The organism is Corallococcus praedator, assembly GCF_003612125.1.
GTDB lineage: Bacteria > Myxococcota > Myxococcia > Myxococcales > Myxococcaceae > Corallococcus > Corallococcus praedator.
In genome coordinates this window covers 1-21993 of sequence record NZ_RAWI01000132.1, presented here as the reverse complement: position 1 = coordinate 21993, position 21993 = coordinate 1, and the positions used below count along the sequence as shown (strand labels likewise).

At 70.0% G+C, this 21993-nt stretch carries 14 protein-coding genes; 7 read left to right on the top strand and 7 right to left on the bottom strand.

The window, feature by feature from the left end:
- Nucleotides 1-234: 234 nt before the first annotated feature.
- From D7Y13_RS18645 to D7Y13_RS18630, 4 genes are all read left to right on the top strand, one after another.
- A complete protein-coding gene (locus tag D7Y13_RS18645) occupies nucleotides 235-1557 on the top strand; it encodes a hypothetical protein (RefSeq protein ID WP_147444393.1) in 1323 nt (440 codons plus the stop codon).
- A 2-nt stretch (nucleotides 1558-1559) separates the two neighbouring features.
- Nucleotides 1560-3515, top strand: a complete 1956-nt coding sequence (locus D7Y13_RS18640) for a tyrosyl-DNA phosphodiesterase 1 (RefSeq protein WP_120584710.1) — start codon at nucleotides 1560-1562, stop codon at nucleotides 3513-3515.
- On the top strand, nucleotides 3512-5641 hold the full coding sequence (locus D7Y13_RS18635) for a DEAD/DEAH box helicase (RefSeq protein WP_120584709.1): 2130 nt from the start codon (nucleotides 3512-3514) through the stop codon (nucleotides 5639-5641). The genes D7Y13_RS18640 and D7Y13_RS18635 overlap by 4 nt, the downstream gene beginning before the upstream one ends.
- Before the next feature lie 79 nt (nucleotides 5642-5720).
- A complete protein-coding gene (locus D7Y13_RS18630; protein ID WP_147444392.1) occupies nucleotides 5721-7358 on the top strand; it encodes a putative metal-binding motif-containing protein in 1638 nt (545 codons plus the stop codon).
- A gap of 15 nt (nucleotides 7359-7373) precedes the next feature.
- Here D7Y13_RS18630 and D7Y13_RS18625 read toward each other — a convergent pair whose 3' ends face one another.
- From D7Y13_RS18625 to D7Y13_RS18615, 3 genes are all read right to left on the bottom strand, one after another.
- Nucleotides 7374-10025 (bottom strand): AAA family ATPase, encoded by a 2652-nt coding sequence (locus D7Y13_RS18625; protein WP_158620425.1) that lies wholly within the window; start codon nucleotides 10023-10025, stop codon nucleotides 7374-7376.
- A gap of 48 nt (nucleotides 10026-10073) precedes the next feature.
- Nucleotides 10074-11573 (bottom strand): hypothetical protein, encoded by a 1500-nt coding sequence (locus tag D7Y13_RS18620; protein WP_120584706.1) that lies wholly within the window; start codon nucleotides 11571-11573, stop codon nucleotides 10074-10076.
- Nucleotides 11574-11664: 91 nt separating this feature from the next.
- Nucleotides 11665-12294: a histidine phosphatase family protein gene (locus D7Y13_RS18615; protein ID WP_120584705.1), complete on the bottom strand. Its 630-nt coding sequence runs from the start codon at nucleotides 12292-12294 to the stop codon at nucleotides 11665-11667.
- Between the two features lie 428 nt (nucleotides 12295-12722).
- Between D7Y13_RS18615 and D7Y13_RS18610 the strand changes: the two genes are divergently transcribed.
- The gene (locus D7Y13_RS18610; protein WP_120535189.1) at nucleotides 12723-14735 is read left to right on the top strand and encodes a polysaccharide biosynthesis protein; all 2013 of its coding nucleotides are present in this window, start codon (nucleotides 12723-12725) and stop codon (nucleotides 14733-14735) included.
- Nucleotides 14736-14843: 108 nt separating this feature from the next.
- Here the strand turns inward: D7Y13_RS18610 and D7Y13_RS18605 are convergent, their stop codons facing one another.
- A complete protein-coding gene (locus D7Y13_RS18605) occupies nucleotides 14844-15794 on the bottom strand; it encodes a GNAT family N-acetyltransferase (RefSeq protein WP_120584704.1) in 951 nt (316 codons plus the stop codon).
- A 223-nt stretch (nucleotides 15795-16017) separates the two neighbouring features.
- Between D7Y13_RS18605 and D7Y13_RS18600 the strand changes: the two genes are divergently transcribed.
- Together D7Y13_RS18600 and D7Y13_RS18595 are read left to right on the top strand one after the other, a co-directional pair.
- Nucleotides 16018-17367: a hypothetical protein gene (locus D7Y13_RS18600; protein ID WP_120584703.1), complete on the top strand. Its 1350-nt coding sequence runs from the start codon at nucleotides 16018-16020 to the stop codon at nucleotides 17365-17367.
- Between the two features lie 114 nt (nucleotides 17368-17481).
- On the top strand, nucleotides 17482-18633 hold the full coding sequence (locus D7Y13_RS18595; protein ID WP_120584702.1) for an aminotransferase class I/II-fold pyridoxal phosphate-dependent enzyme: 1152 nt from the start codon (nucleotides 17482-17484) through the stop codon (nucleotides 18631-18633).
- On the opposite strand, the gene D7Y13_RS18590 is transcribed toward D7Y13_RS18595, so the two are convergent.
- The 3 genes from D7Y13_RS18590 to D7Y13_RS49945 all read right to left on the bottom strand — a co-directional run.
- Nucleotides 18554-19300, bottom strand: a complete 747-nt coding sequence (locus D7Y13_RS18590) for a sugar transferase (protein WP_120584701.1) — start codon at nucleotides 19298-19300, stop codon at nucleotides 18554-18556. The two genes, D7Y13_RS18595 and D7Y13_RS18590, sit on opposite strands and share 80 nt — an antisense overlap.
- A 115-nt stretch (nucleotides 19301-19415) precedes the next feature.
- Complete coding sequence (locus tag D7Y13_RS18585; protein WP_120584700.1) at nucleotides 19416-20741, bottom strand: lipopolysaccharide biosynthesis protein; 1326 nt, start codon at nucleotides 20739-20741, stop codon at nucleotides 19416-19418.
- Nucleotides 20738-21993: glycosyltransferase family 4 protein (locus D7Y13_RS49945; RefSeq protein ID WP_244222354.1), on the bottom strand; the 1256-nt coding region annotated here is incomplete at its 5' end. The genes D7Y13_RS49945 and D7Y13_RS18585, both read right to left, overlap by 4 nt.

The following is a 21993-nucleotide window of genomic DNA, read 5'->3' as shown; positions in this document are numbered from 1 at the left end:
TGGTATAATCCGCTCCGGCGCCACTCCGCGCTCGACTACGAGTCACCCGCTGGTTACGAGAAGAAGCACCGCGCTGCCGCTTGAGGGCGAAAGCGCGGAAACGCTCCACGAAACCGGGGCAACTTCAAGGGATGGGTTGGCGCGTTGGCTCAAAGGGCAGCAGTCGTCGAGTACGGGCAGAGCTGGTTCTTCACGTCGCCATGGGATCCGCTCGTGCGGCGGCGTGGGGATGCCTTGGGCCTGCGGGGACTTTCGGACCAATACGCGGATGCGCTCGCTCCGGACCTGAGCAACGGAACGGTGGATGCACGATGGATCACGCTCCTGTCGTGGTGCCTCAAGGCCTCGCATGACGTCTGGGTGAAGGCGGAGGGGGACTCGGGGCTTGGCTCCCGTGCGGCCCAGCAGCGGCGCTACGCCTGGCTTCGCCCACTCGAGCTGCTGTGGGTGACCTGGACCCTTCGGGCGGGCAATCCCGGTGGGAGACAGCTCCGTGGCCAGCGCGCGGTGCGAAAGTGGTTGGCCAGCGGCGAGCGCGGCGAGCGCTTTGGCATGCCTCCCGAACAGTTCCATCGCTACCGGCAGACGGGCCTCTACGGGGCGTACCGCACGCTCCTGCGAAGGGTGCCCGGACTGACACTGGGGGAGCACGGCCCCGATGGTTGGACCCCGTCCACCGTCGTCAACGACCTCTTCGACCACGTCAACAGGAGGCTGCCGAAGCAGGCCCGCTTCAGGGACGAGATCCTCGAAAATGGCACGCAGTGGGGGCGCTGGCGGGAGCGCGAGGAATTCTGGTGGATCAAGGCGGGCTGGGGCCTGGATGTCCAGGGGCTCGAAGAGCTGTTCCCCACCGAGGCGGGGGTGTCGAAGCCGCTCCCGGAAGAGGAGCGCGAGCTGCTCAGGGGCTGCCTGTTCCCGAAGGACCACCGCAGGCTTGTCGTGGCGCGCGTGCTCAAGGGCGTCGAGCCGGGTTCGCGACATGTGGACCTGTGCGACCTGCTGGCCGCGGATTCGGTGCTGCGGGCCTCGGACGCGGGGCCCCTTCTCGCCACGCTGCCTGCGTTCACGCGGCTCGCGGACGCGGGCATGGAGGCCATGCGGGCATTGTGGGCGGCGATCGGTGCTTCGGATCAGGCGGGAGGCCCCGAGGTGGCGGACCTCGCCAGTGCTCCCGAGATCCAGCAGCCGCTGAGCCGCCTCGTCGAGTCCTCCCGGACCTGGAACGCGCGGGAGGACCTCGCCACGCTGCGGGCCGGCGAGGCCTCGGTGGTGTTGGCGAGCGCGATGGCTGGGGCCCGCACTCCTGGAGACCAGCTTCGCGCCCTCGCTCGGCACCACGAACTTCACGGCGGCGGACTGCGGTGGTTCCGCTTGCGGCGGGGCCGTGTTGAACCGCTGCTTCCCCAGAACGGTGCGGCCGCGAGTCCCTACCGGTTCCGGCTCTGGCCCCTCGCGCGTCTGGCCCGGCAGTGCGGCGTGGCGGACACGCGGATGGCGCTGGAGGCGGCGTTGAGCCGTGACGAAGATGCACCGGACGAAGGGGACGAGGCGTGAGGATGGAACCTGATTGGCGGGAATCACTGCCCACGATTCCTCCGGGCTACCGGCTGGAAGCGGCGCTCTTCACCACGTTCGAGCCCGCGCAGCCCGAATTGCTCGTCGAACATCTGCTGCCTTCGATTCTCTCCCTCTCCCGGGGATTCGAGTCAGAGCCCGCCGCGCGGTCGCTGTATTTTGGGGAGCTGGCGCTCGCCCTCCAGCGGCTCCGGGGACGGCTCACCGTCATCTCCTCGCCTGCTTCCGTGGCACAGGAGCGGGAATCGGAGGCGTCCGCGGGCACCGCGTACCCCTGGTTGTGGCGTTACGTCTCCCCTTTCTTCACGGGGGCCCAAGGCGCTGCCATCCAGCATGCCAAGCTGTGGATGCTGCACTGGGTCTCGGTGGAGGGGGCAGGGGATGGCGAGGATGCATTGCTGGAAATCGTCGTCTCCTCCGCGAACCTCACGCGGGCCTCGCTGAAGCAGCAATTGCAGGCCGGATGGCGGGCCCTGCTGCCATTGGGCCCTCGCGACACGCGTGCGAACCTTTCCACCTGGGGGCCGCTGCCCCGGTTCCTCGAAGCGCTCGGGGAGTCGGCGGGTGGGGAGGATGCCGCATCCCGCACGGGCGCCTTCGTGGGGCTCCTGGGCCGGTGCGAATGCCCGGAAGGGGTGCGGTTCGTCGCGAGCATCCCCAAGGCCTTCCAGCGTCCGGGAGAAGCGTCACGGTGGGGCGCTTCCGCCCTGGGGAAGGTGGCGCCGGTGGGCACTGGCCGTCTGCGGGTCCAGATATGCACCCCCTTTGTCGGCGAATGGCAGGGCCCTGCGTTGCGGCAATGGAGCGAGAGCCTGGGCACGGCTCCGTCTGACATCGCCCTGTCCTGGATTGATTCCATGCATCCCTGGGCGGAGCCCGGGGCCGGAGGGGGATGGTGCATGTCGCGTCGCACACTCGATGCCCTCCGCACGGAAGGATTGGCGCTGCTGCGACTGGGTTACGAAGCGGACGGCCCCACCAGCGCCTTTCATGACAGCCAGGGCGCCGAGGACCGGCGCTGGAGCCACGCGAAGTTCTACCTGCTGAGGCGTGGGAAGACTCGGCGCCTGCTGGTGACGTCCGCGAACTTCAGCGCCTCCGCTTGGGGCGTGGGGGACGTGGGCCCGCGCAACTTCGAACTCGGGGTGCTGCTGGACGGCGAGTGGCCCATCCAGCCGGAAGAAGAAGCCTTCGGCGAGGGGCATGACGTGCACACCACGGATGTCGTGGTGCAGCCCGCTGAAGCGGAGCTGGGCTGGGGACAGGCGCTCTGGAATGGCGAGACCGTGACGGTCGCCTGCCTGGGCCGGGTTGATGCGGAAGCGCCGCGTGCCCGGGTCTCGGGCACGATGCCCTTGCCCGCTCTGGAAGTCCCGCTCACGGAGGATCCGCGGCACTCGCGCCGGTGGACGGGCGCCGTCCGGTGGGAAGACGGAGCGCGCCCTCCACTCACCGTCCTCTTCTCTCGTGGGGAGGTGACGCTCGAGGTGCCTGTCCTGGACCTGCGGCCCGCGGATGCCTTTGCGCAGACCCCGCTGCCCGAAATCGACCCCGAGATCGCCCAGGCCCTCCAGGATGCCCTCCTGCTGGAGTCCTATGGCGCGCTGACGCTCGAACCGGAGGATTTCCAGATACTGCTGCGCGGGGATGCCTCTGTCCTGATGTCTTCGGGAGGAGGCACGGCCGAGAACTACTCGGTGGAGGCCTTCACGGAAGCCCGAAGCCACTTCCTGGTCGTGGACTCCTGGGTCCAGCAGCTCCAGGTCGCGGAGTCGCGCGGAGACTCCGAGGGGAAGCGGCGGGTGCTGGCCGACGGTGTACGGCTGGCGGAGCTGTTCCGGCGCAGGGCGGAAAAGCAGACGAAGGCCGGGTTCCGTCTGCCCGCGCTCCTGGTCGCCGAGGAGTTCAGTTGCCGGTTGGAGGAGGCCAGATCATGAATGGCAAGGGACTGGATGTGGACGGGCGCGGCTGGAAGTTCCTCCAGTACCCCGACAGCTATTGCGAAGCGTCCAGGAACTCGAATCGTCCCCTGGCACTTGAACCCACGCGCCGACAATTCGCCACGGCGACCGCGATCCTCTCCAGGCTGACCGGTGTCGGCGCGCGACAGGTCGGTGGCGTGCTGCTCGCGGACGACGTGGGATTGGGCAAGACCACCGCTGCCGCGCTGGTGGCCTGGGTGGTCGCGGGGCTGGGCGGGACCGTGCGCATCCTCGCGCCCAACGCGGTGCTGCGTCGGCGCTGGGAGGAGGAACTCAAGGCCCATGTGCCCTTGCTTCAGGAGCGAGCGTCACGTCTGAAGGTGGATGCGAACAACATCAAGGGATGGGAGACCGCGCGGCTGCACGAAAGTCGCATCCAGGTGGGCACGCATCACCAGTTGGTGGAGGCACGGAGGGAGGGCCGCATCACCCGATGCAGCCTGCTCATCGTCGATGAAGCGCACCGGGCGAAGGGTGAGGAGAGCACCTTTCGCCAGGCTTTGGAGGTGCAGGGCGAACATGCCGACGCCAGGCTGATTCTCACCGCCACGCCCTTCAGCATCGAGGTGAAGGAACTCATCCAGTTGCTGCGGTTCTGTGACGCACGGGATGTTGAAGTCCCGGTGGAGCGGTATGCACGGAGTCTCTTGCAACTGCACGGCCCCGCCCAGGGGCGGGATCCGGTGAAGACGGCCCGGAAGCTGGAGGTTGCGGGCAGGGCCGCCATCGAGGCCATCGCCCCGTACGTCATCCGGTATGGCATCAACGACCTCGCGCCGTCCGAGCGCCGGTACTTCGGAGAGGTCGGACAGCCCTGGGCCGTCGACGTGCCGACGGCGGATGATGCGTCCCTAGAGCTGCTCTTGCGCGCGGATCGGCTCCTCCGACTGACGCGCGAGGAAGGCCGGGAGCGCACGAACGATCCTCGCTTCCACGTGGGGTGGGGACACCTCCGCCAGGAGGTCGACCGGGTGACCGAGCTGGCGAAGGGAGAGGTTCCGCTCGTCGTCAGACGTCAACTCACGAAGACGCACCGCTTGTTGAAGGAGCGCACGCGGCAGGGGCCTCATCCGAAGATGGCCTCGGTCGCGAAAGCCGTCGCCCGGCGAGTGGAGGCGCAGGAGAAGGTGCTCATCTTCTGCCATCACCGGGCCACCGCGTTGGAGTTGCTCCAGGTGCTGGACGCCGAACTCCTTCTTCCAGGAGACGGGTCGCTTCAGCCGCCGCGGGACGTGTGGAAGACGGAGTGGAGGGACCTCCTGTCAAAGCGCATGGAGGAGCGCCCGCTCACGGACGAGCACACGGACACGGAGGCGTTGTTCGATACCTTCCTCGACTGGCTCTGTGGCCCGGGGCTGTGCCGCCAGGTGCTCTCCTGGCTCCCGGAGCAGCCGCGCACGGGTAGACGCCTGCGGGAGTTGTTCTCGGAGACGCGCGTGCGCGGTCGGACCGAGCCACATGTGCCCTCGGTGCTGGACGCGGCGGACGCGCTCTTTCGCAACCTCACGGATGCGCGCTCGCGCTCGACGCTAGGCCTGCTGCGGGCCGCGCACCGGGGGGATTCCAAACTGCCCGGGAGCCTGGAGGAGGGTCACCGGGTGCTTGGGGCTTGGAGCCACTCCGTGGACGGGCAGAAGGTGCCGAGCATCCTCTTCCAGGGGGAGCCGGATGTGGTGCTGAGCCTCTTCAACAGCCCCTTCGGGCCGGAGGTCCTCGTGGCCACGGACCGGCTCTCGGAGGGCGTCGACCTGCACCGGTGTTGCAGATTGCTGGTGCACTATGAACTCGATCCGAGCCCCATCCGCACGCTTCAGCGCAATGGCCGCGTGAGGCGCGTTGGCGGTTGGGCAGGGCTGACAAAGCAGCCCATCGAATACGCGTACCCGAGCTTCAATGGCACCCGGGACGCCCGCGCTGTGGAGATCATGAACATGCGCCTCCAGCGCTTCGATCTCCTGCTCGGTGGCGTGCCCCGGGTGAGCCTCGACGAGGACTCCGCGTCCGAGGACTCCTTCATCCGAAAGGTGCTTGAGGAATGTGGCGGCACGCTGGAGAGCTTGAACCGGCTTCTTCGCGTCTGAGGTTGCGGGGCGGCCGGGGTGCCGCTTCACCCCGGGTGCTTTTGCCTCTCACCGGGGCGCGTCAGGGTTCATGCGGCCCGTGCGTGCGCTTTACCGCACCCGGGTGGAGGACGGCATCGTGCCGCACACCTGCTTCCTGGGGCCGAAGCGGATTAGACTTGCATCGCTGATGCGTCTGGGACCGCCAGCAGATGAGGGGTTGATGAGCGTGCGGATGATGTCGGGTCGGATGTGGGCTGTTTTGTCGGTGGTGGGCAGTCTGATGTTGGCGGGATGCGGAGCCTCCTCGTCGTCGCAGGACGCGGGCCCTTCCGCCGACGCGGGAGCCTCTGCCGATGCGGGCAATCCAGACGGTGGCGAGACCGCGGAAGCCCTGCCGTGTGAGCGAACGCTGGGGGTCTGCGCGGGAGCCCGGCGCGCCCAGGTCGACGGTGTCTATGAATCCGTGTGCACGGCGCGCTCGTATGGGTCGACCTACGAGGACGTGGAGACGCGCTGTGACGGCGTGGACAACGACTGCGACGGGGTGACGGATCCTCCCGCCCGGTGGTCGAAGGTCGCTTCGCTGGGGAGTGCCCTGACCCGGAACAATGTGAGCAGCCTCCGCATCCCCGAGGGCCTGCTGGTCGCGGTGTTCGACACGCCCCTGGTGGCTCGCATCACGCGGCTGGATGCCTCCCTGGCATCGCCCGAAACCACGGAGGTGTCCGCGGCCGTGACGACCCAGGAGTCCTTCAGCTCGATGTACAGCCAGCTGCTGTCCACGTCGCGTGGGCCCGCGCTGTACTACTCCTCGTCGGACGGGCTGCCGGACACCACCCGGGGCTTCCTCATCCCGCTCGATGCGCAGGGACATCCCGGGCCCGGACCGAAGGGTGGCACGGTGCTCTTCGAGCATCCCGTGGCCCACGTCTCCAGCCGGGTGGCCATGTCGGCGGAGGGCTCGCGGGTGTTCATGGCCTGGAAGGACGCCTCCATCCAGGCGCCGAGGTCGTCCCGTGAACTGCATGGCACGGTCACGGACCTGGATGGCCAGACGGTGTCCGCGACCCGGGTCCTGATGCGGGCCCAGCTGACGGAGGATTCCTGGCTGGGCCAGGTGAACGTGCTGGCCCTGCGCGATGGGGGCTTCCTGGTGTCGGTCCTCGAGGAGGTGGGCCCCCTGGATGGGGGACAACTCCGGCTCCAGCGCTTCGACAACAACCTGATGCCCGTGGGGCAGGAGCGCTCCTTCCAGCCGAAGTCCGAAACCCAGACCGCGCTCGTGGACCTGGGCGCGGGGGGCGGGGCACCTGAAGCGTCCGCGGCCGTGGTGCTGCGCGAGTTCGAGGGTGTCCCCGCCACGCTGTCGGTGGTGAAGAACCTCTTCGATGGCGGGACTCCGGAGCTCCTGACCACCACCTCGTCCTCGGAGACCGCCTGGTTCAACGCCACGGCGACGTCACGGGGACTCCAGGTGGCCTGGCTCTCCGTCCGTCAGCAGGCGCCGTCGGGCGGCGATACCTCGTTCGACTGGCGCGGACGCTTCTGGAGCCTGTCGCCCGGCGGGACCCCCAGGGACTGGACCCCCGGCCCGGACCCGCTGCCGCTGCACCGGTACGCGCAGTGGGTGCTGCTGGAGGAGCTTCCGGACAACTGGATGGGGGCCCTCGTGATGACCTCCACGCAGCCGCCGGAAGCGCACGAACTCCAGGCGGTCCGCTACTGCGCGCCCTGAAGTCCAGGGAGCGCGCTACTCCGCGATGAAGGTGAAGCCCCCGGCCACTTCCAGTCGGTAGCCGGGGTCCTCGAACACCACCCGCGTGCCGGTGCCTTCCAGCATCTCGCGCACGTGGCTGACGTGGACGCGCAAGGAGTTGTCGTGCAGCCGTGGGTCGTAGGCCGCGTTCCACATGGCGCGCACGCAGTCCTCCTTGGACAGCGTGCGTCCCGGCTGCCGGGCCAGTGCGTACAGCAGCCTGCGCGGCAGGGCGCGCCGCTCCAGGGAGATGACGCGCCCCGGGGCCCGCAGCTCGTGGCGCTTCGCATCCAGCACCACCGCGTCCGCGGCGCCCACCGGGGCCGCTGTCTCCACCGCCGGTGGGGAGCCCCGGGCGCGCGAGAGCTCCGGAATCAGCTCGGGGTCCACCTCGCCCTCGGCCGCCGTGCGCGCGGCGTGCTCCAGCGCTTCGTCCGCTTCCTTCGCGCGGCCCGCGTGCCGGTGGAGCGCGGCCCGGGCCAGGTGGCCCAGCGCACGCTCCAGCGCGAAGTCCGCCCCGAGCGCCATCGGCTCCAGCGCGGCGAGCAGCCCCAGCGCGCGGACGGAGTCCCCCTGCCGTGCCGCGCCCCAGGCCGCGAGGGCGCGCTGGCGTGCCGCGATGCCCGGGCGCACCTCGCGCGGCTCCACCGTGACGGGGGCCTCCTGCGGGCCCGGCACGTCCAGCGTCCTCGCCACCTGCACGGCCCGCAGCAGCCCCAGCACGCCGCGCGTCCGGACCTCCGCCTCCACCGCGTCCAGCAGCGCCTGTCCCTCCGCGCGGCGGCCCAGCTCCAGCAACATGCGGCCCGCGCCCACCCGGCAGAGCAGCCTCACGAAGAGGTAGCCCGCGCGCTCCGCCCGGACCTCCGTCTCCCGCAGCGCCGCCAGCGCCGCCCGCCGCTGTCCCAGCTCGCCCCGCACCCACGCGGCGATGCAGTCCAGCTCCAGCGCGAGCCGGGGCGCTCCCAGCTGCCCCAGCCGCTCCCGGGCGCTTCCGAGCGCGGCCTCGGCTTCGGTGAAGCGCCCCAGCCGGCTCAGGATGCCCGCGGACATGGCGGCGACCAGCGGGCCTCGCGAGTCGAGCGGCGCGTCCTCCAACAGCGACACGCACCGGGCCAGCGGCTCCGCCAGCTCGCTGTCGCGGCCTTCGATCCACAGCATCAGCGCGCGGGCATAGGCGCACCATCCCAGCACCCGCCGGTCCCCTCCGGCCGCGGTCGCCGCGCCGTCCAGCATCGCCAGCGATTCGTCCAGGCGCCCCTGGAAGAAGCGCAGCGCCGTCAGGGCCAGGAGCTGCTGGAGGAACACCTCCGCGCTGCTCGGCACCGGCATCGCCTCCAAGGTCCGCTCGCACGCCTCCGGCTCCAGGGAGAAGAGGGCCACCCGCACCAGCACCGTGCCCACGCCCTCGCGCAGGGCCTCCTGATTCGAGCCTCCGGCCGCGCCTTCCGGTGCATCCAGCGTCGCGCGCAGCGCCAGGAGCTCCGGGTAGGCCCGGCGCAGGTCCAAGAGCCGCACGCGGGCGCGCGCGTGCGTGAGCCGCACCTCCGGCGTGCGCAGCGCGGCGGGCACCGAGTCCACCAGGCAGAGCAGCTCATCCGCGGCGCCGTGGCGCACCAGGGCCTCCCCCTGGGCGACGATGAAGGCCGCGCGCGCCTCATGGCGGCCGAGCGCCTGGAGGTGGCGGCACACCGCGCGCACCCGCACCACCGCGGGCAGGGGTTCGTGCTCCATCACCTCCAGCAGGGACGCATGGGCGGCGTTCGACTCGTCCGGCCCGAGCATCGACACGAGCGCTTCGCGCACCAGGTCGTGGACGCCGTGCCGGCCCCGCGAGTCCGTCTCCACCAGCAGTCGCGCGCCCAGCCGCCGCAGCGAGGCGTCCGCGTCGCTTCCGGGCAGCACGGCCTGGAGCGTGCTCAGGGTGAGCGGCACCTCGCTCAGGGCCAGCATCGCGGCCAGCCGCCGCTCGTCCTCCGGCAGCGCCGAAAGCGCCGCGCGCACCGGCTCTTCCCCTCCGGTGTCTCCGGCGTGGGCGCGGCGCAGGAGGAAGGGCAGCCCCCGCGAGCGGCTCCACGCGGCCTCGAAGCCCTCCCGCTCCCCGTACAGCGAGCCCAGCTGTCGCCACAGCAGGCGCGCGGCGTCTTGCGGCAGGCCATCCAGCCGCAGCTCGAAGCGGTCCGGGCTGCTGGCGTGCCGGGGCACGGACTCACGCGAGGTGGCCAGCAGCGACCCCTTGCGCAGCCGCCCGCCCAGGTCCTCCACCAGCACCGCGCGCTCCGGGGGCCCCAGCACGTGCAGGTCGTCCAGCACGCACAGCGCGCGGTGCACTTCCATCTCCCGCACCAGGTCCTCCAGGCGGGACGCATCCGACAGGGCCTGGGCCACGGGCGCTTCACGCAAGAGGCGGCGCACGTCGTCCACCACCGTGTCCAGCGTGTCCCCGGGCAGGACGCGCCGGTGCACGACGGGGCCCCGGTGGCGCGCGGCCACCGCCGCCACCAACGCGGACTTGCCTGCTCCGGGCAGGCCGTAGACGACCCCGGTGTGCACGCGCCGGAGCATGTCCCCCAGCCGCCGCACCTCCTGGGCACGGCCCACGAAGACGGCGGGTGGACCGAGCCCCGGGGTGGATGGCGTGCGCATGGCGCCCGCCATTGTAGGGTCGGAATGGCCCCGGCTGGCAGCCCGCGGCTATTTCGCGGTGACCGTGCCCGGGACCGTTGCTCCGGTGGTGTCGCGCAGGAAGGTCGTCATGAGACCCACCCGGTCGGCCACCGACGTGGCGTCGTAGCTCGCCGTGGGGGACATCAGCAGGGAGATGGCCTCCTCGGGCGTCGCGGCGTTGGCCATGGGCAGCACCCAGTCCGGGGCCCGGTCTCCCGGGGGGAAGCCAGGCAGACCCTGCTGGTAGGCCGCGATCCAGTCCTTGGCGATCTGCTGGACCTGCTGGGCCTCCGCGTTCGTCCAGGTCATCGTCACCGTCTCGCCGGTGCCCGTCATGGCCGGGAACACCTGTCGCAGGCCGTCCACGCTGCCCGGGTCCACGCCCGACAGGGTGGCCGCGTAGGTCTGGGTGGACGGGTCGCCCACGGTGCCCGCGATGTCGAGCGTCACCGGGCCAATCACCCCGGACCAGGTGAACTCCTTCCGGCCGTCGTCGTAGTGCGTGTACGTGTACGCGTCGCTCACCGGGGTGTTCTCCCCCAGCGAGATGCCCACCGTCAGCTCCGTGGACACCTCGCCGTTGACGAGCTGCACGGTCGCGGCGTTGGAGGTGCCCTTCGCGGCGTCGTTGCCGGGCAGCTCCCCGGTGGTCATGAAGCGGTCGTAGGCCGCCTGTCCCGCGGGGGTGGAGATGTCGAAGTCCACCTGCCGCGCGGTCTGCTGGTCCACCTTGCCCGTGGTGGACAGGCCGACCTCCACGTCCCCCACGCCGATGCTGAGCCCGTTGGTGCGCGCCACCAGCTCCGTGGGCCCGATGGTCACCCGCACCGTCTTGTCGTCCACCTTGTTGATGGCGATGGACATGCCCTTCGCGCGCTCCACGCTCTCGTTCAGCGTGACGTCGAACACATTGGCGATCTTCTTGAACGTCACCGACAGGCCGGTCTCCATGAAGGCCTCGCCGTGCATTTCGATGGTGGTCCCCACCGGCAGGTCCGCCGGCGCGAAGGGGCTCAGCCGCGCGGCGGCCTGTTCGGGCGAGCTGATGCCCGCCGCCGCCGTGGTGGGCACCGACACCTGGTAGGAGCCCCGGGCGCCCACCGCGCCGCTGGCGGTGGCATCCACGCGGGACGTCTCCACGCTGGCCTCACCCTTGACGCCGACCTCCGCCTCCACGCTGAAGGTGGTCATGTCGCCGTCGGTGCTCTGGCTCCGCTCGAGTTCGGTGTACGCCGCGACCTTCACCGTGAAGGGCTCGGACTCGAACTGCGCCTCCACCTCGGCGCTGTCCTTCACCGACGCGCTGTTGGCGGTGACGGTGAAGGGGTCCAGCACCGGGTTGCGCGAGGGGCTCCGGGTGGGGGCGGGCGTGAAGCCATCCGCGAAGAGGCCGGCGGGGCCCTGCTGGGGTCGCGCGGCCGGAGCCGGTGCTGGCGCCGCCGTGCTGACCGTCCCCTGCGGCCTGCTGACGTTCGGCTTCTGGATGAAGGTGCTGAAGGGCTTGTGGCCCTGGATGAACCCCGACATGTGCGTCCCCCTGTTGATTCCGCTGAGGGAGTTGTCGCGCAGGTCGTGGGGCGGGGGGCATTAAGCCGAGTTAAATCCGCGTCCGCCCGTCTCAGGTGTCGTCGAGGCTGAGCCCGCGCAGGTGGTTCACGTCCCCCCAGGTCACCATCCGCAACGCGCCTTCGTGGAGGTCGAACTGGTTCCAGCTCGCGTTGAGCACGGAGAAGGCGCGCGGCGTGGTGGGGGGGATGCCCAGGCAGTCGCGCAGCAGGCTGCTGAGCAGGCCTCCGTGCGTGACGACCACGACGCGGGCCTGCGGGTGTCGCGCGCTCAGCTCCTCCAGGCACCGGACCGCGAGGCGCAACCGCTGGGACGTGCTCTCACCCTGGGGAATGACGAAGTCGGGCCCGCCCGCTGCGTACGCGGAGAAGACGTCCGGGTGGCGCTGCTGGGCCTCCGCGCGCGTCATCCCTTCGAGGATGCCCAGCCCGCGCTCGCGCAGCCGCGCATCCTGGCGGACGTCGTGGCCCGTCCTCGCGGCGATGCGGGCCGCCGTCTGCACCGCCCGGTCCAGGTCGCTGCAATAGAGGGCCTGGAAGGGCAGGGTGGCCAGGCGCGCCGAGAGCGCCTCCGCCTGGCGCAGTCCTTCGCGGCTCAGGGAGCTGTTGAGATGGCCCTGCAGGCGCCCCTGGGCGTTCCACTCCGTCTCGCCGTGGCGGAGCAGGATGAACTCGGTCGTCATGGGCCCAGCGTGGCGGGACACCCCTGGAGGAGCAAGGCGCATGAAGGCCGTGGGGGAAGCGTCCCGGACGGACGGGAGGAGCGTCTCCACCTGGACACGCGGCTTCAGGCGACAGGCCTACGCGACCTGAGGGGGGGCGCGGAGCTGAAGGGTTCAGACCGGCCCGTCCGTTGAGTTTTCGGGGAAAAACTCCGAAACGTGCTTTCCTTGGAATTGGCAAGTGGCCCGGATCCAGGTCCATGGGGGGGCGCTGTTGCTCACTGACGTCCACCGGCCCCGTGCGGCGGGTCGGATGCCCCGTGGGACGGCTTGGGAACGGCGTCCAAGCGTCCAACCATTCCTCGCGATTTGGAACTGGGGCGAGCTTCCCTACGGACGTCACGAGGAAGCGGATTCAAAGCCGCGCCAGGCCAAGAGGGGGAGGCCACATGAAGGGTTTCGAGAAGACCGAAGGACTCCGCACCAATGATTCATCCACGGAGGGCGCGCCACGAAGCTCGCCCCTGCTCTGCTCGCTGCGCATGCTCCTGGTGGACGCGGTCCTCATCACCGGCGCGCTCTTCTTCGCGGTCCTGATGCGTTTTGACGGCGCGCTGCCCGCCGGGGCCCTGGACGTCTTCCCGCGCGCCCTGCCCCTGCTCTTGACGGTGCGTCTGGTCACCATGGTCTGGCTGGGATTGCACCGCTGGTCCTTCCGCCGCTCCGGCATCAACGAAGCGGTTCGGCTGGTGATGGCCAACGTCGTCGCGAGCATCGTGTTCGAATTCCTGCGCCTGGTGTTCTTCGCCAGCGCGCTGCCGGGCCAGGTCGTCGCGCTCGAGTTCTTCGCCGCCACCACGCTGTTGGGCATCCACCGCTTCGCGCCCCGAATGGCGCGTCAGTGGTACCTGGAGCAGCGCCGCTCGCGTGCGGACGGCGTCCAGCGCACCCTCATCGTCGGCGCGGGCAGCGCGGGGGACCTGCTGCTGCGCGACCTGATGCGCGGCCAGGGCAATTCCTGGCACGTCATCGGGCTGGTGGACGATGACCCGGGCAAGCAGGGCACCTTCCTCAATGGCAAGCCGGTGCTGGGCGTCATCGACGCGCTGCCGGAGTTGATGACGAAACACCGGGTGACCCAGGTGCTCATCGCCATCCCGCGCCTGTCGCCGGAGCGCACCCGGCACATCCTGAGCCTGTGCCGGCACGAGAGCGTCAGCTTCAAGATCATCCCGGCCTCGTTCGCCTACCTGGATGAGAAGATCACCGCCGCGATGCTGCACGACCTCAGCCCGGAGCACCTGCTGCCCCGGGACGCCGTCTCCTTCGACCATGATGAGGTCCACCGGCTGGTCTCTGGCCGCCGCGTCCTCGTCACCGGCGGCGCGGGCTCCATCGGCAGTGAAATCACGCGGCAGCTGGCCGGCCACGCCCCGTCCTCGCTGGTGGTGGTGGACATCAACGAGAACGAGCTCTACCTGCTGGTGCGCCAGCTCCAGGCGCGCTACCCGGGGCTGCCCGTGAGCTCCATCGTGGCGGACATCCGGGACCTGGACCGCATGATGCGCATTGGCCAGGAGTACCGGCCGCAGTACGTGTTCCACGCGGCCGCGCACAAGCACGTGCCCCTGATGGAGGACTCGCCCGAGGAGGCCATCAAGAACAACGTCTTCGGCACCCAGAACGTCGCGCGCATGGCGGACGCCTGCGGCGCGGAGCGCTTCGTCCTCATCTCCACCGACAAGGCCGTCAAGCCCTCGTCGGTGATGGGCGCGTCCAAGCGGCTGGCGGAGATGGTCATCCAGGACATCGCGGTGACGTCACGCACCACCTTCTGCGCCGTCCGCTTCGGCAACGTGCTGGGCTCCGCGGGCAGCGTGGTGCCGCTGTTCAAGCAGCAGATCCAGGCCGGCGGCCCCGTCACGGTGACGCACCCGGACTGCACCCGCTACTTCATGATCATCCCGGAGGCGGTGGGCCTGGTGGTGCTGGCGGGCTTGAGCGGCTACGGGGAGCTGTGCATCCTGGACATGGGCGCGCCCGTGCGGATCGCCGAGCTGGCCGCGAACATGATCACCATGACGGGCCGGGTGCCGGACAAGGACATCTCCATCGTCTACACGGGGCTGCGCCCGGGCGAGAAGCTGGAGGAGACGCTGATGAGCGACGAGGAGGAGCTCACGCAGCAGGTCCGCAACCGCATCAAGGTGGCGCGCAGCCCCGCGCCTCCCCAGGACTTCGACCTGCAGCTGCTCCGCTTGGAACGGGCGGCCCACGCCGGTGACGTCCACGCCGTGAAGAGCGCCCTCCAGGACCTCATTCCCTCGTACACCCCGTCCAAGTCCCGGAACGTCATCCTGCCGGGAAGCTCGCCCCTGCTGGCGGACGTCAATCCGCCGGTGCCCGGCGGCCTGCGGGGGGGCCCGCATCCCCTGGGCGTCGAACAGGCCGTGCGCGCCTGAAGCCTTCCGCTGTGTCCCTTGGGGCCCCGGTGTCCCCCCGCTCCCTCTCCCCGGGGCGCGGGGACGCCGGGGCCCCGGGCGTTTCCGGCGGTGGGAAGGGGCCCGCCGCTAGTGTCGCGGCGTGCGGTAGGCCGGAAAGAAGCTCCCGGTGGCCTGCCCCTCCGACAGACGCGAGTACACCCCGGGGTCGCAGACAATCTCATGCGTGTGGACGCGGGCGCTCGCGTTCGCGAAGCCCCGCTTGAAGTCCTCCAGCCCGTCGCCCCGCACAAGCCCACCCCCCAGGTGGAGGGGGAGCCCCAGCCGCGTGCCCAGGTCAATCATCGCGCCGAAGACGTTCTTCGCCGGTGAGCGCGCCAGGTGCGCATCCGCCGTGCCCCCCAGGTAGTAGTGCAGGAGCCCATCGCTGCGGACGATGAGCGCGCTGGAGGCGACCTGCCCGTCCGGTGCGCGCGTCGTCGCGAGCCACACCCCGGGCGAGGCGAACACCTCCTCGAAGTACCCGTCGGAGAAGAAGTACCGGTGGCAGGCCTCGTCGCGGATCATCGTCTGCCGGTACACGTCCAGGAAGCCCCGCCGCTCGTCGGCGGACGCCTCGCGCGAAGCGCACACGGTGCTCACGAAGCCCAGCCGGACGTTGCGCCGCTGGTGCCGGCGGTGCATCTCCTTGATGTCGAGCGGCAGCTTCGGGTCCACGAAGAAGACCTCGTTGCGCGCGGTCGGCTCCGCGAAGCAGGGCGGCCCCTGGACCCGGTCCCTCACGAAGATGCTGACCAGCTCCGTGCCCCCCCAGTCCACGTCCCGCTTCGGCACCTCGCACAGGCCGTCCACGGTCCCTCCGGGAAACCCGTAGGGGGAGATGGCGTCGCGGTAGGGCGTCCCTTCGATGGGGCGCACGATGAGTGGCAGGTGCAGCACTCCCCCCGCGTGTCCCCGGAGGACCAGGGTGTGGGTCACCCGTTCGGCCCGCAGGTGGTGCGCGGAGCGGAAGTACTCCTCCGATAGCGCCGAGGCTCCCGCGTCGGGAACCAGCGTGGCGCTCGCTTGCACCCTTCTCATGTGTGTCCTCTCCCGCTCCGCGTGCGTCATTCACCGGCTCAGGCAGCCGGGCCCATGCCACCCGGTACCAAAGACAAACGGGCGGGCGTTCCATTTGTTTGTATAAACACAAAGGAATTCTGTGGGGCTCTCAACTCTTTGATGGCCGCGAACGCACTCCGGCGTTCTCACAACAGGGTAGCGCACCGGGGAGCACACCGGACCTACCCCACGGGACCCACTGATGTCGGAATCTCGTCGTTGCAATACGTCTGGTCTTGCCCTGTCGTCCCTGCTGTCCCTCGCCCTCCTGGTTGGAGGGGCCTGTGGCCCCAACCCGGAAGCCACCTCTGGCGAGGCGGCCACTGGCGACACCAGCGGAGAAAACGCGCAAGGCACCGCTGAAACCGTCAACCCTGAAACACAGACGCCTGCTCCCTCCATCCCGGAGGCAGACGCGCTTGCTCCCTCGGACCCGGAGGCGGACGCGGCGCTCCCGGCTCCTGGCACGGATTCGCTTGGATCCGCCCAGGAAGAGGCCCTCGCCGCCCAGGCCGTCGCCGGGCTGCGCACCGTGGCGGGCTGGGAGACATTGTTCCTGGGCCGCTGGAACGCCGAACACACCTCCATCTACCTGCCCATGAGCAAGTCGCTCGACAGTTGGCAGTTCTACAATCTGGGCTATGCCATTGACGGCAACACGGCGATGTACCGGGCCACTGGCAAGACGCAGTACCTGGACCGTGCGCTGCTGTACGTGAACAACGTGGTCGGCAACGCGAAGGCGTCCACGTCGTTTCCCCGGAGCCAGTTCAAGGACGGCTACCAGGGCTGGGCCGCGGCGCGCTCGGAAGTGCTGGGCCAGGAAGTGGCCCTGTACGAGAGCTATTGCTGGCGCTACGTGACGCGCATGCTGCGCGTCATCCGCGAGACGCCTGCCCTCTACGGCAATGCCACCTATCGCGCACAGTACGACCGGCTGCTGGCGTTCACCGAGAAGAACATCTTCGAGAAGTGGAACAAGCGCGGCGCGAACAGCTGGATCTACCGCGTCAACACGCACATGGCGTCGCATTGGGCCTTGATTGCGATGGACCTGTCGCGCATGACCACGGACGCGACGAAGAAGGCCACCTACCTGACCGTCGTCAACAACATCAACCGTGACCTGCCGAACTCCACGTCGTCGCTGCGCGGGCAGCTCATGACCAGCACGGTGAACCCGGCCGGGTACTTCTGGGCCGCCGAGTGGGGTTCTCGCTCGCGTCCTGGCCAGGACGTGTCCCACGCCAACGGCATGATGGCCTACCTCGTCGAGGCCCATGACGCGGGCGTGGAGTGGACGGACGCGGACATGCGCAAGTTCGTCGTGACGCTCAACAGCATCATCTGGCCCGCGGCCGGTCGCTATGGCAACTTCGTCGACGGGACGGGGAAGGGTAACGGCTGGTTCAACGACGGTCTGATGAAGCTGGGCCGCTACGACGCCAACCTCCAGCGCCGCCTGGAGACGCACGCGGTGGGTCGCAACACCCAGTTCTACGCGAACGGCGCGCTCAACGCGAAGCTGTTGTCTGGCAACTCCGCGCTGTAGTTCCACAATGCGGACAAACACCCCCTCCCCCCGCCCGAGCGCGCGGGGGGAGGGAGTGTGCGAACGCTGCCGGAAATGCCGGGGACGGGCCCCGGTCCAGACCGGAGCCCCCGCATGTCCTCCCGCATCTACCTGTCCTCGCCCCACATGGGCACGCTCGAGCGCCGCTACGTCGAGGACGCCTTCGCGAGCAACTGGATCGCCCCGCTGGGACCGCATGTGGACGCGTTCCAGCAGGAGTTCGCCCGGTGCGTGGGCAGCCCCCACGCGCTCGCGCTGAGCTCCGGCACGGCCGCGCTGCACCTGGCCCTGCAACTGGTGGGCGTGGGACCCGGCGACGACGTGCTGGTGAGCACGCTCACCTTCTCCGCCTCCGTGAACCCCATCCGCTACCTGGGCGCATCGCCCGTCTTCATCGACAGCGAGCGCTCCTCCTGGAACATGGATCCGGGCCTGCTGGAGGAGGAGCTCGCCGCTCGCGCCCGCGCGGGTCGGTTGCCACGCGCGGTCATCGTGGTCCACCTCTACGGTCAGAGCGCGGACCTGGATCCGCTGTTGGCCGCCTGTGATCGCTACGGGGTGCCCGTGGTGGAGGACGCAGCCGAGGCCCTGGGCAGTTCGTACAAGGGACGGGCCCCCGGCACGTTCGGCCGCGTGGGCATCTACTCGTTCAACGGCAATAAAATCCTCACCACCTCCGGGGGCGGCATGCTGGTGTCCTCCGACGGGGAGCTGGTTCAGCACGCCCTCAAGCTGGCCACGCAGGCACGCGACGCCGCGCCGCACTACCAGCACTCCGAGATTGGCTACAACTACCGGCTCAGCAACGTGCTGGCCGCCATCGGCCGGGGCCAGCTGCTGGTGTTGGAAGACCGGGTCGTCGCGCGCCGCGCCAACCACGCGTTCTACGCCAAGGCCTTCGAAAGCCTGCCCGGCATCACGTTCATGCCGGAGGCCCCATGGGGCCGTCACACGCGCTGGCTGACGACCATCACCATCGATCCGAAGGTGTTCGGCGCGGACCGGGAGGCGGTGCGCACCGCGCTGGAGCGGGAGAACATCGAGGCGCGGCCGGTGTGGAAGCCCATGCACCTGCAGCCCGTCTTCGCCACCTTCGAGCGGCGCCGGGGAAGCGTGGCGGAGGACCTGTTCCAGCATGGGCTGTGCCTGCCCTCCGGCTCCAACCTCACGACCCGGGAGCTCGAGCGTGTGGTGGAGGTGGTTCGCGCCGTGTCCCGGAATCCGGTCCGTCGGACGGGGAGCTGAACGGGCGGCCGTCGTCCTGCCGGAGCGCCACGACGTTGGCCTCCGGCGGCGCGGTGCCGGTGAACTTGTTCATCGTCGCCTCGCTCACGAAGGAGATGCCCTGTCGCTGCACGACGCGCAGCAGCGTCAGCGCGAGCACCTTGAGGTCCAGGGCCAGGCTCCAGTGGTCCACGTACCAGACGTCCAACTGGAAGCGCTCGTTCCAGCCGAGCGCGTTGCGGCCGTTGATCTGCGCCCAGCCGGTGACGCCGGGGAGCACGTCATGGCGCCGCGCCTGTTCGGCGGAGTAGCGCGGCAGGTACTCGACGAGCAGCGGGCGGGGACCGACGAGGCTCATGTCGCCCTTGAGCACGTTCCACAGCTGCGGCAGCTCATCCAGGCTGGTGGAGCGCAGCAGCCGCCCGGCCCACGTGAGGCGCTGCTCGTCCGGGAGCTCGTTCCCGTCCGCGTCCGTCGCCTCCAGCATCGAGCGGAACTTGAGGACCGTGAACAGCCTTCCGCCCAGGCCCGGCCGTTGCTGACGGAAGAAGACGGGGCCGCCCATTGTCGCGCGGACGAACAACGCCGTGGCGGCCAGCACGGGGGACAGGCACACCAGGCCGCCTCCAGCGACCATCAGGTCGATGAGCCGTTTGAGCAACCGTCCGGCTCCTGTTTGTCTTTGCATGGTCTAGGGCTCCAGTGCGCGATGTCAGGGCCTGTGTTTCACTCCGATGACGCCGCATGCTCGAAGCCCGGGGAGCCTAGGGAACGCTCCGGCCGCCCACCACGTCCCCCCGGACTCAACCCGTTGTCTGCTCCCGAGCATCCACGGTGTCCTGCGCCGATACCGGGCGGGGGGGGGCGACCTCTGGATGTCCCATCCGTCTCCAGACGCGCACCGCGAGCCAGGCGCTGCCGCAAAGCTCCGTGGCCCAGCCGAGCCCCAGGGCCCACGCGGCGCCCACCGGCCCCACCGTCGGCACCCACCACATGCTGCCCAGCGCGACCACGCCCACGGACGCGACGAGCAGCACCACCTGGCCCTTCAGTTCGCGCGCCGCGGTGAGCCCGACCTGGAGGCTCACGCAGACGTACTCCAGCGCCGCGGCGCCCATCAGCCAGACGAACAGCTCCAGGTTCTGTGCGTAGGCGGCCCCGTAGAAGAACGTCAGGGCCCAGCGCCCGAAGAGCGCCGCGCTGGTGATGGCACACAGGCCCACCAGCGCCGCGACCCCGGAGAAGCCCACCAGCATCCGGGCATAGCGGCGCTGCTCCCCCGCCGCGTGGTAGCGGCCGAGCCGGGGACTCACGGCCTGCCCCAGCGAGTGCACCACCCGGCCCCCCAGCGCCGTGAAGTACGCCAGCGCGGCGTACATGCCCAGTTCGGCCTGGCCGGAGTGCGCCTCCAGCAGGTAGCGGGGGAGGTTGGGCCGCAGCGCCCCCAGCAGCGCGGTGATGCCCAGCACGTAGCACAGCAGGAAGAGGGCCTTCACCCGCCCGCCCTGTTCGCGCCACGGGGTGCGCCACAGCGGGCGCCAGGGATGCGAGTCCGGGAACTCGCGCCGGAATGCCTGCGCGTCGAAGAGGAAGAGCACGATGGCCCAGGAGAGCCCCAGCGCGGCGGCCGCCGCGGTGGGACTGTGCGTGAGCCAGAGCGTCAGGGTCACCCCCACCACCGACAGCACGCTCTTGGCGATGATGGAGCGGGCGATGAGCGCCAGTCGCTCCGCCTTCTGCAGCGCGCCGTAGAACACCTCGCTCACGGCCTCGAAGCCCTTGGCCAGCGCCACCAGCGCGATGACCCCCATCGCGCGCGGCGATGGCGCCACCAGCCACGCGATGGCGCCGCACACCCCCAGGGCCGCGAGCACGTTGAGCACCATCAGGCCCAGGTAGTGCTCGAAGCCGAAGGCGCCCCGGGCGTCGGTGGCCTGGAGCGTGCGCGACTGCATGCGCGCCATCAGCAGCACCGGCGCGGTGATGGCCAGCGCGAGCGCGAAGTCGCCCAGCTCCTCCATCGTGCCCAACCGGGCGAAGGCCACCAGGACGCCCCATTGCGCAAGGGCGTAGATGAGCCCGGCGGAGAGCGACCAGGCGAAGTTGCCCCCCACCGAGCGCTTCGTCACGACCGCGCCGCCGCGCGCTGCAACACTTCCGCCAGACGTTGGGCAGCGATGTCCGCGGAGTAGCGCTCCCGGCCCAGGCGCGCCGCGAGCGCCCCGGCTTGCGCGAGCCACTTCGGGTCGCGCAGCCTGCTCGCCAGCAGCGCCCCCGCGGCGGGGATGTCCTTGGGCGGCAGGCGCAGGCCAAAGGGCTCCCGCTCCAGCAGCTCCGCCTGCCAGCCGCCGGAGTTGATCGCGAGCGGCCGGCCGGCGGCGAGCGCGTCGAAGAACTTGTTGGCGGAGTTGTCCTGCATGCACGGCACGTCGGTGACGGGGTTCGTCGCGATGGTGGCCGCGGACAGCACGGCGGGGAGCTGGGCCTTGGGCACGCTGGGCAGGAAGAAGAGGTTGCGGTCGCGCACGCCCAGCCTTTGCGCCAGCGCATGCAGGGAGGCCTCCTCGCGGCCCTGGCCCATGATGACGAAGCGCACCTCCGGGTCGCGCGTGAGCATGTCCGCGGCCAGCCGCACCAGGTAGTCCAACCCGTTCACCATCCCCAGCGTGCCCGCGTACAGCACCATGGGCCGGTTGCCCAGCCAGGGGTACTTCGCCCGGAACTCCGCGCCCGCGGAAGCGGGCACCTGGAAGTGCTCCGGGTCGCAGAGGTTGGGGATGACGGTGATCTTCTCCGGCGGCACGCCCGCCGCCTCCACGCCGGCCTTCATGCCCGGCGACAGCGCGACGATGTGCGCCGCCCCCGCGTAGGCGGCCTTCTCCAGCATCTGCGCGGCGAGGATGGCGGAGCGGCTCTTGAGGGCGCCAACGGCGATGGGGATGGCGGGCCAGAGGTCGCGCACCTCGAACACCATGGGCCGGCTGTTCCAGCGCGACGCGAGGAGGCCCGGCACGGCGATGGTCAGGGGCGTGCTCGTGGCGAAGAAGATGTCGCCCGACAGCTGCGCCGCGCGGCGCGAGGAGTCGACCGCGAACTGACCGAAGGAGCGGATGCGCTCCGTGTACTTCATCGAATTGTTGTACGGCACCGGCAGCCAGTGCACCTGGATGCCGCTCTCGTTCGTCTCGCGCCAGCCGCGTGACTTCCCCTGGGGCCGGGTGTCGGAGGTCACCATGTGCACCTCGTGCCCCATGCCGACCAGGCGGCGGGCCAGCTCGTAGGACCGGGTCCCACCGTGCATGGAGGGCGTGGTGAAGTATTGGTGGAGGTAGATGATCTTCATCTCAGGTGACTCCTGGGACCTGTCTCTTATACACATCT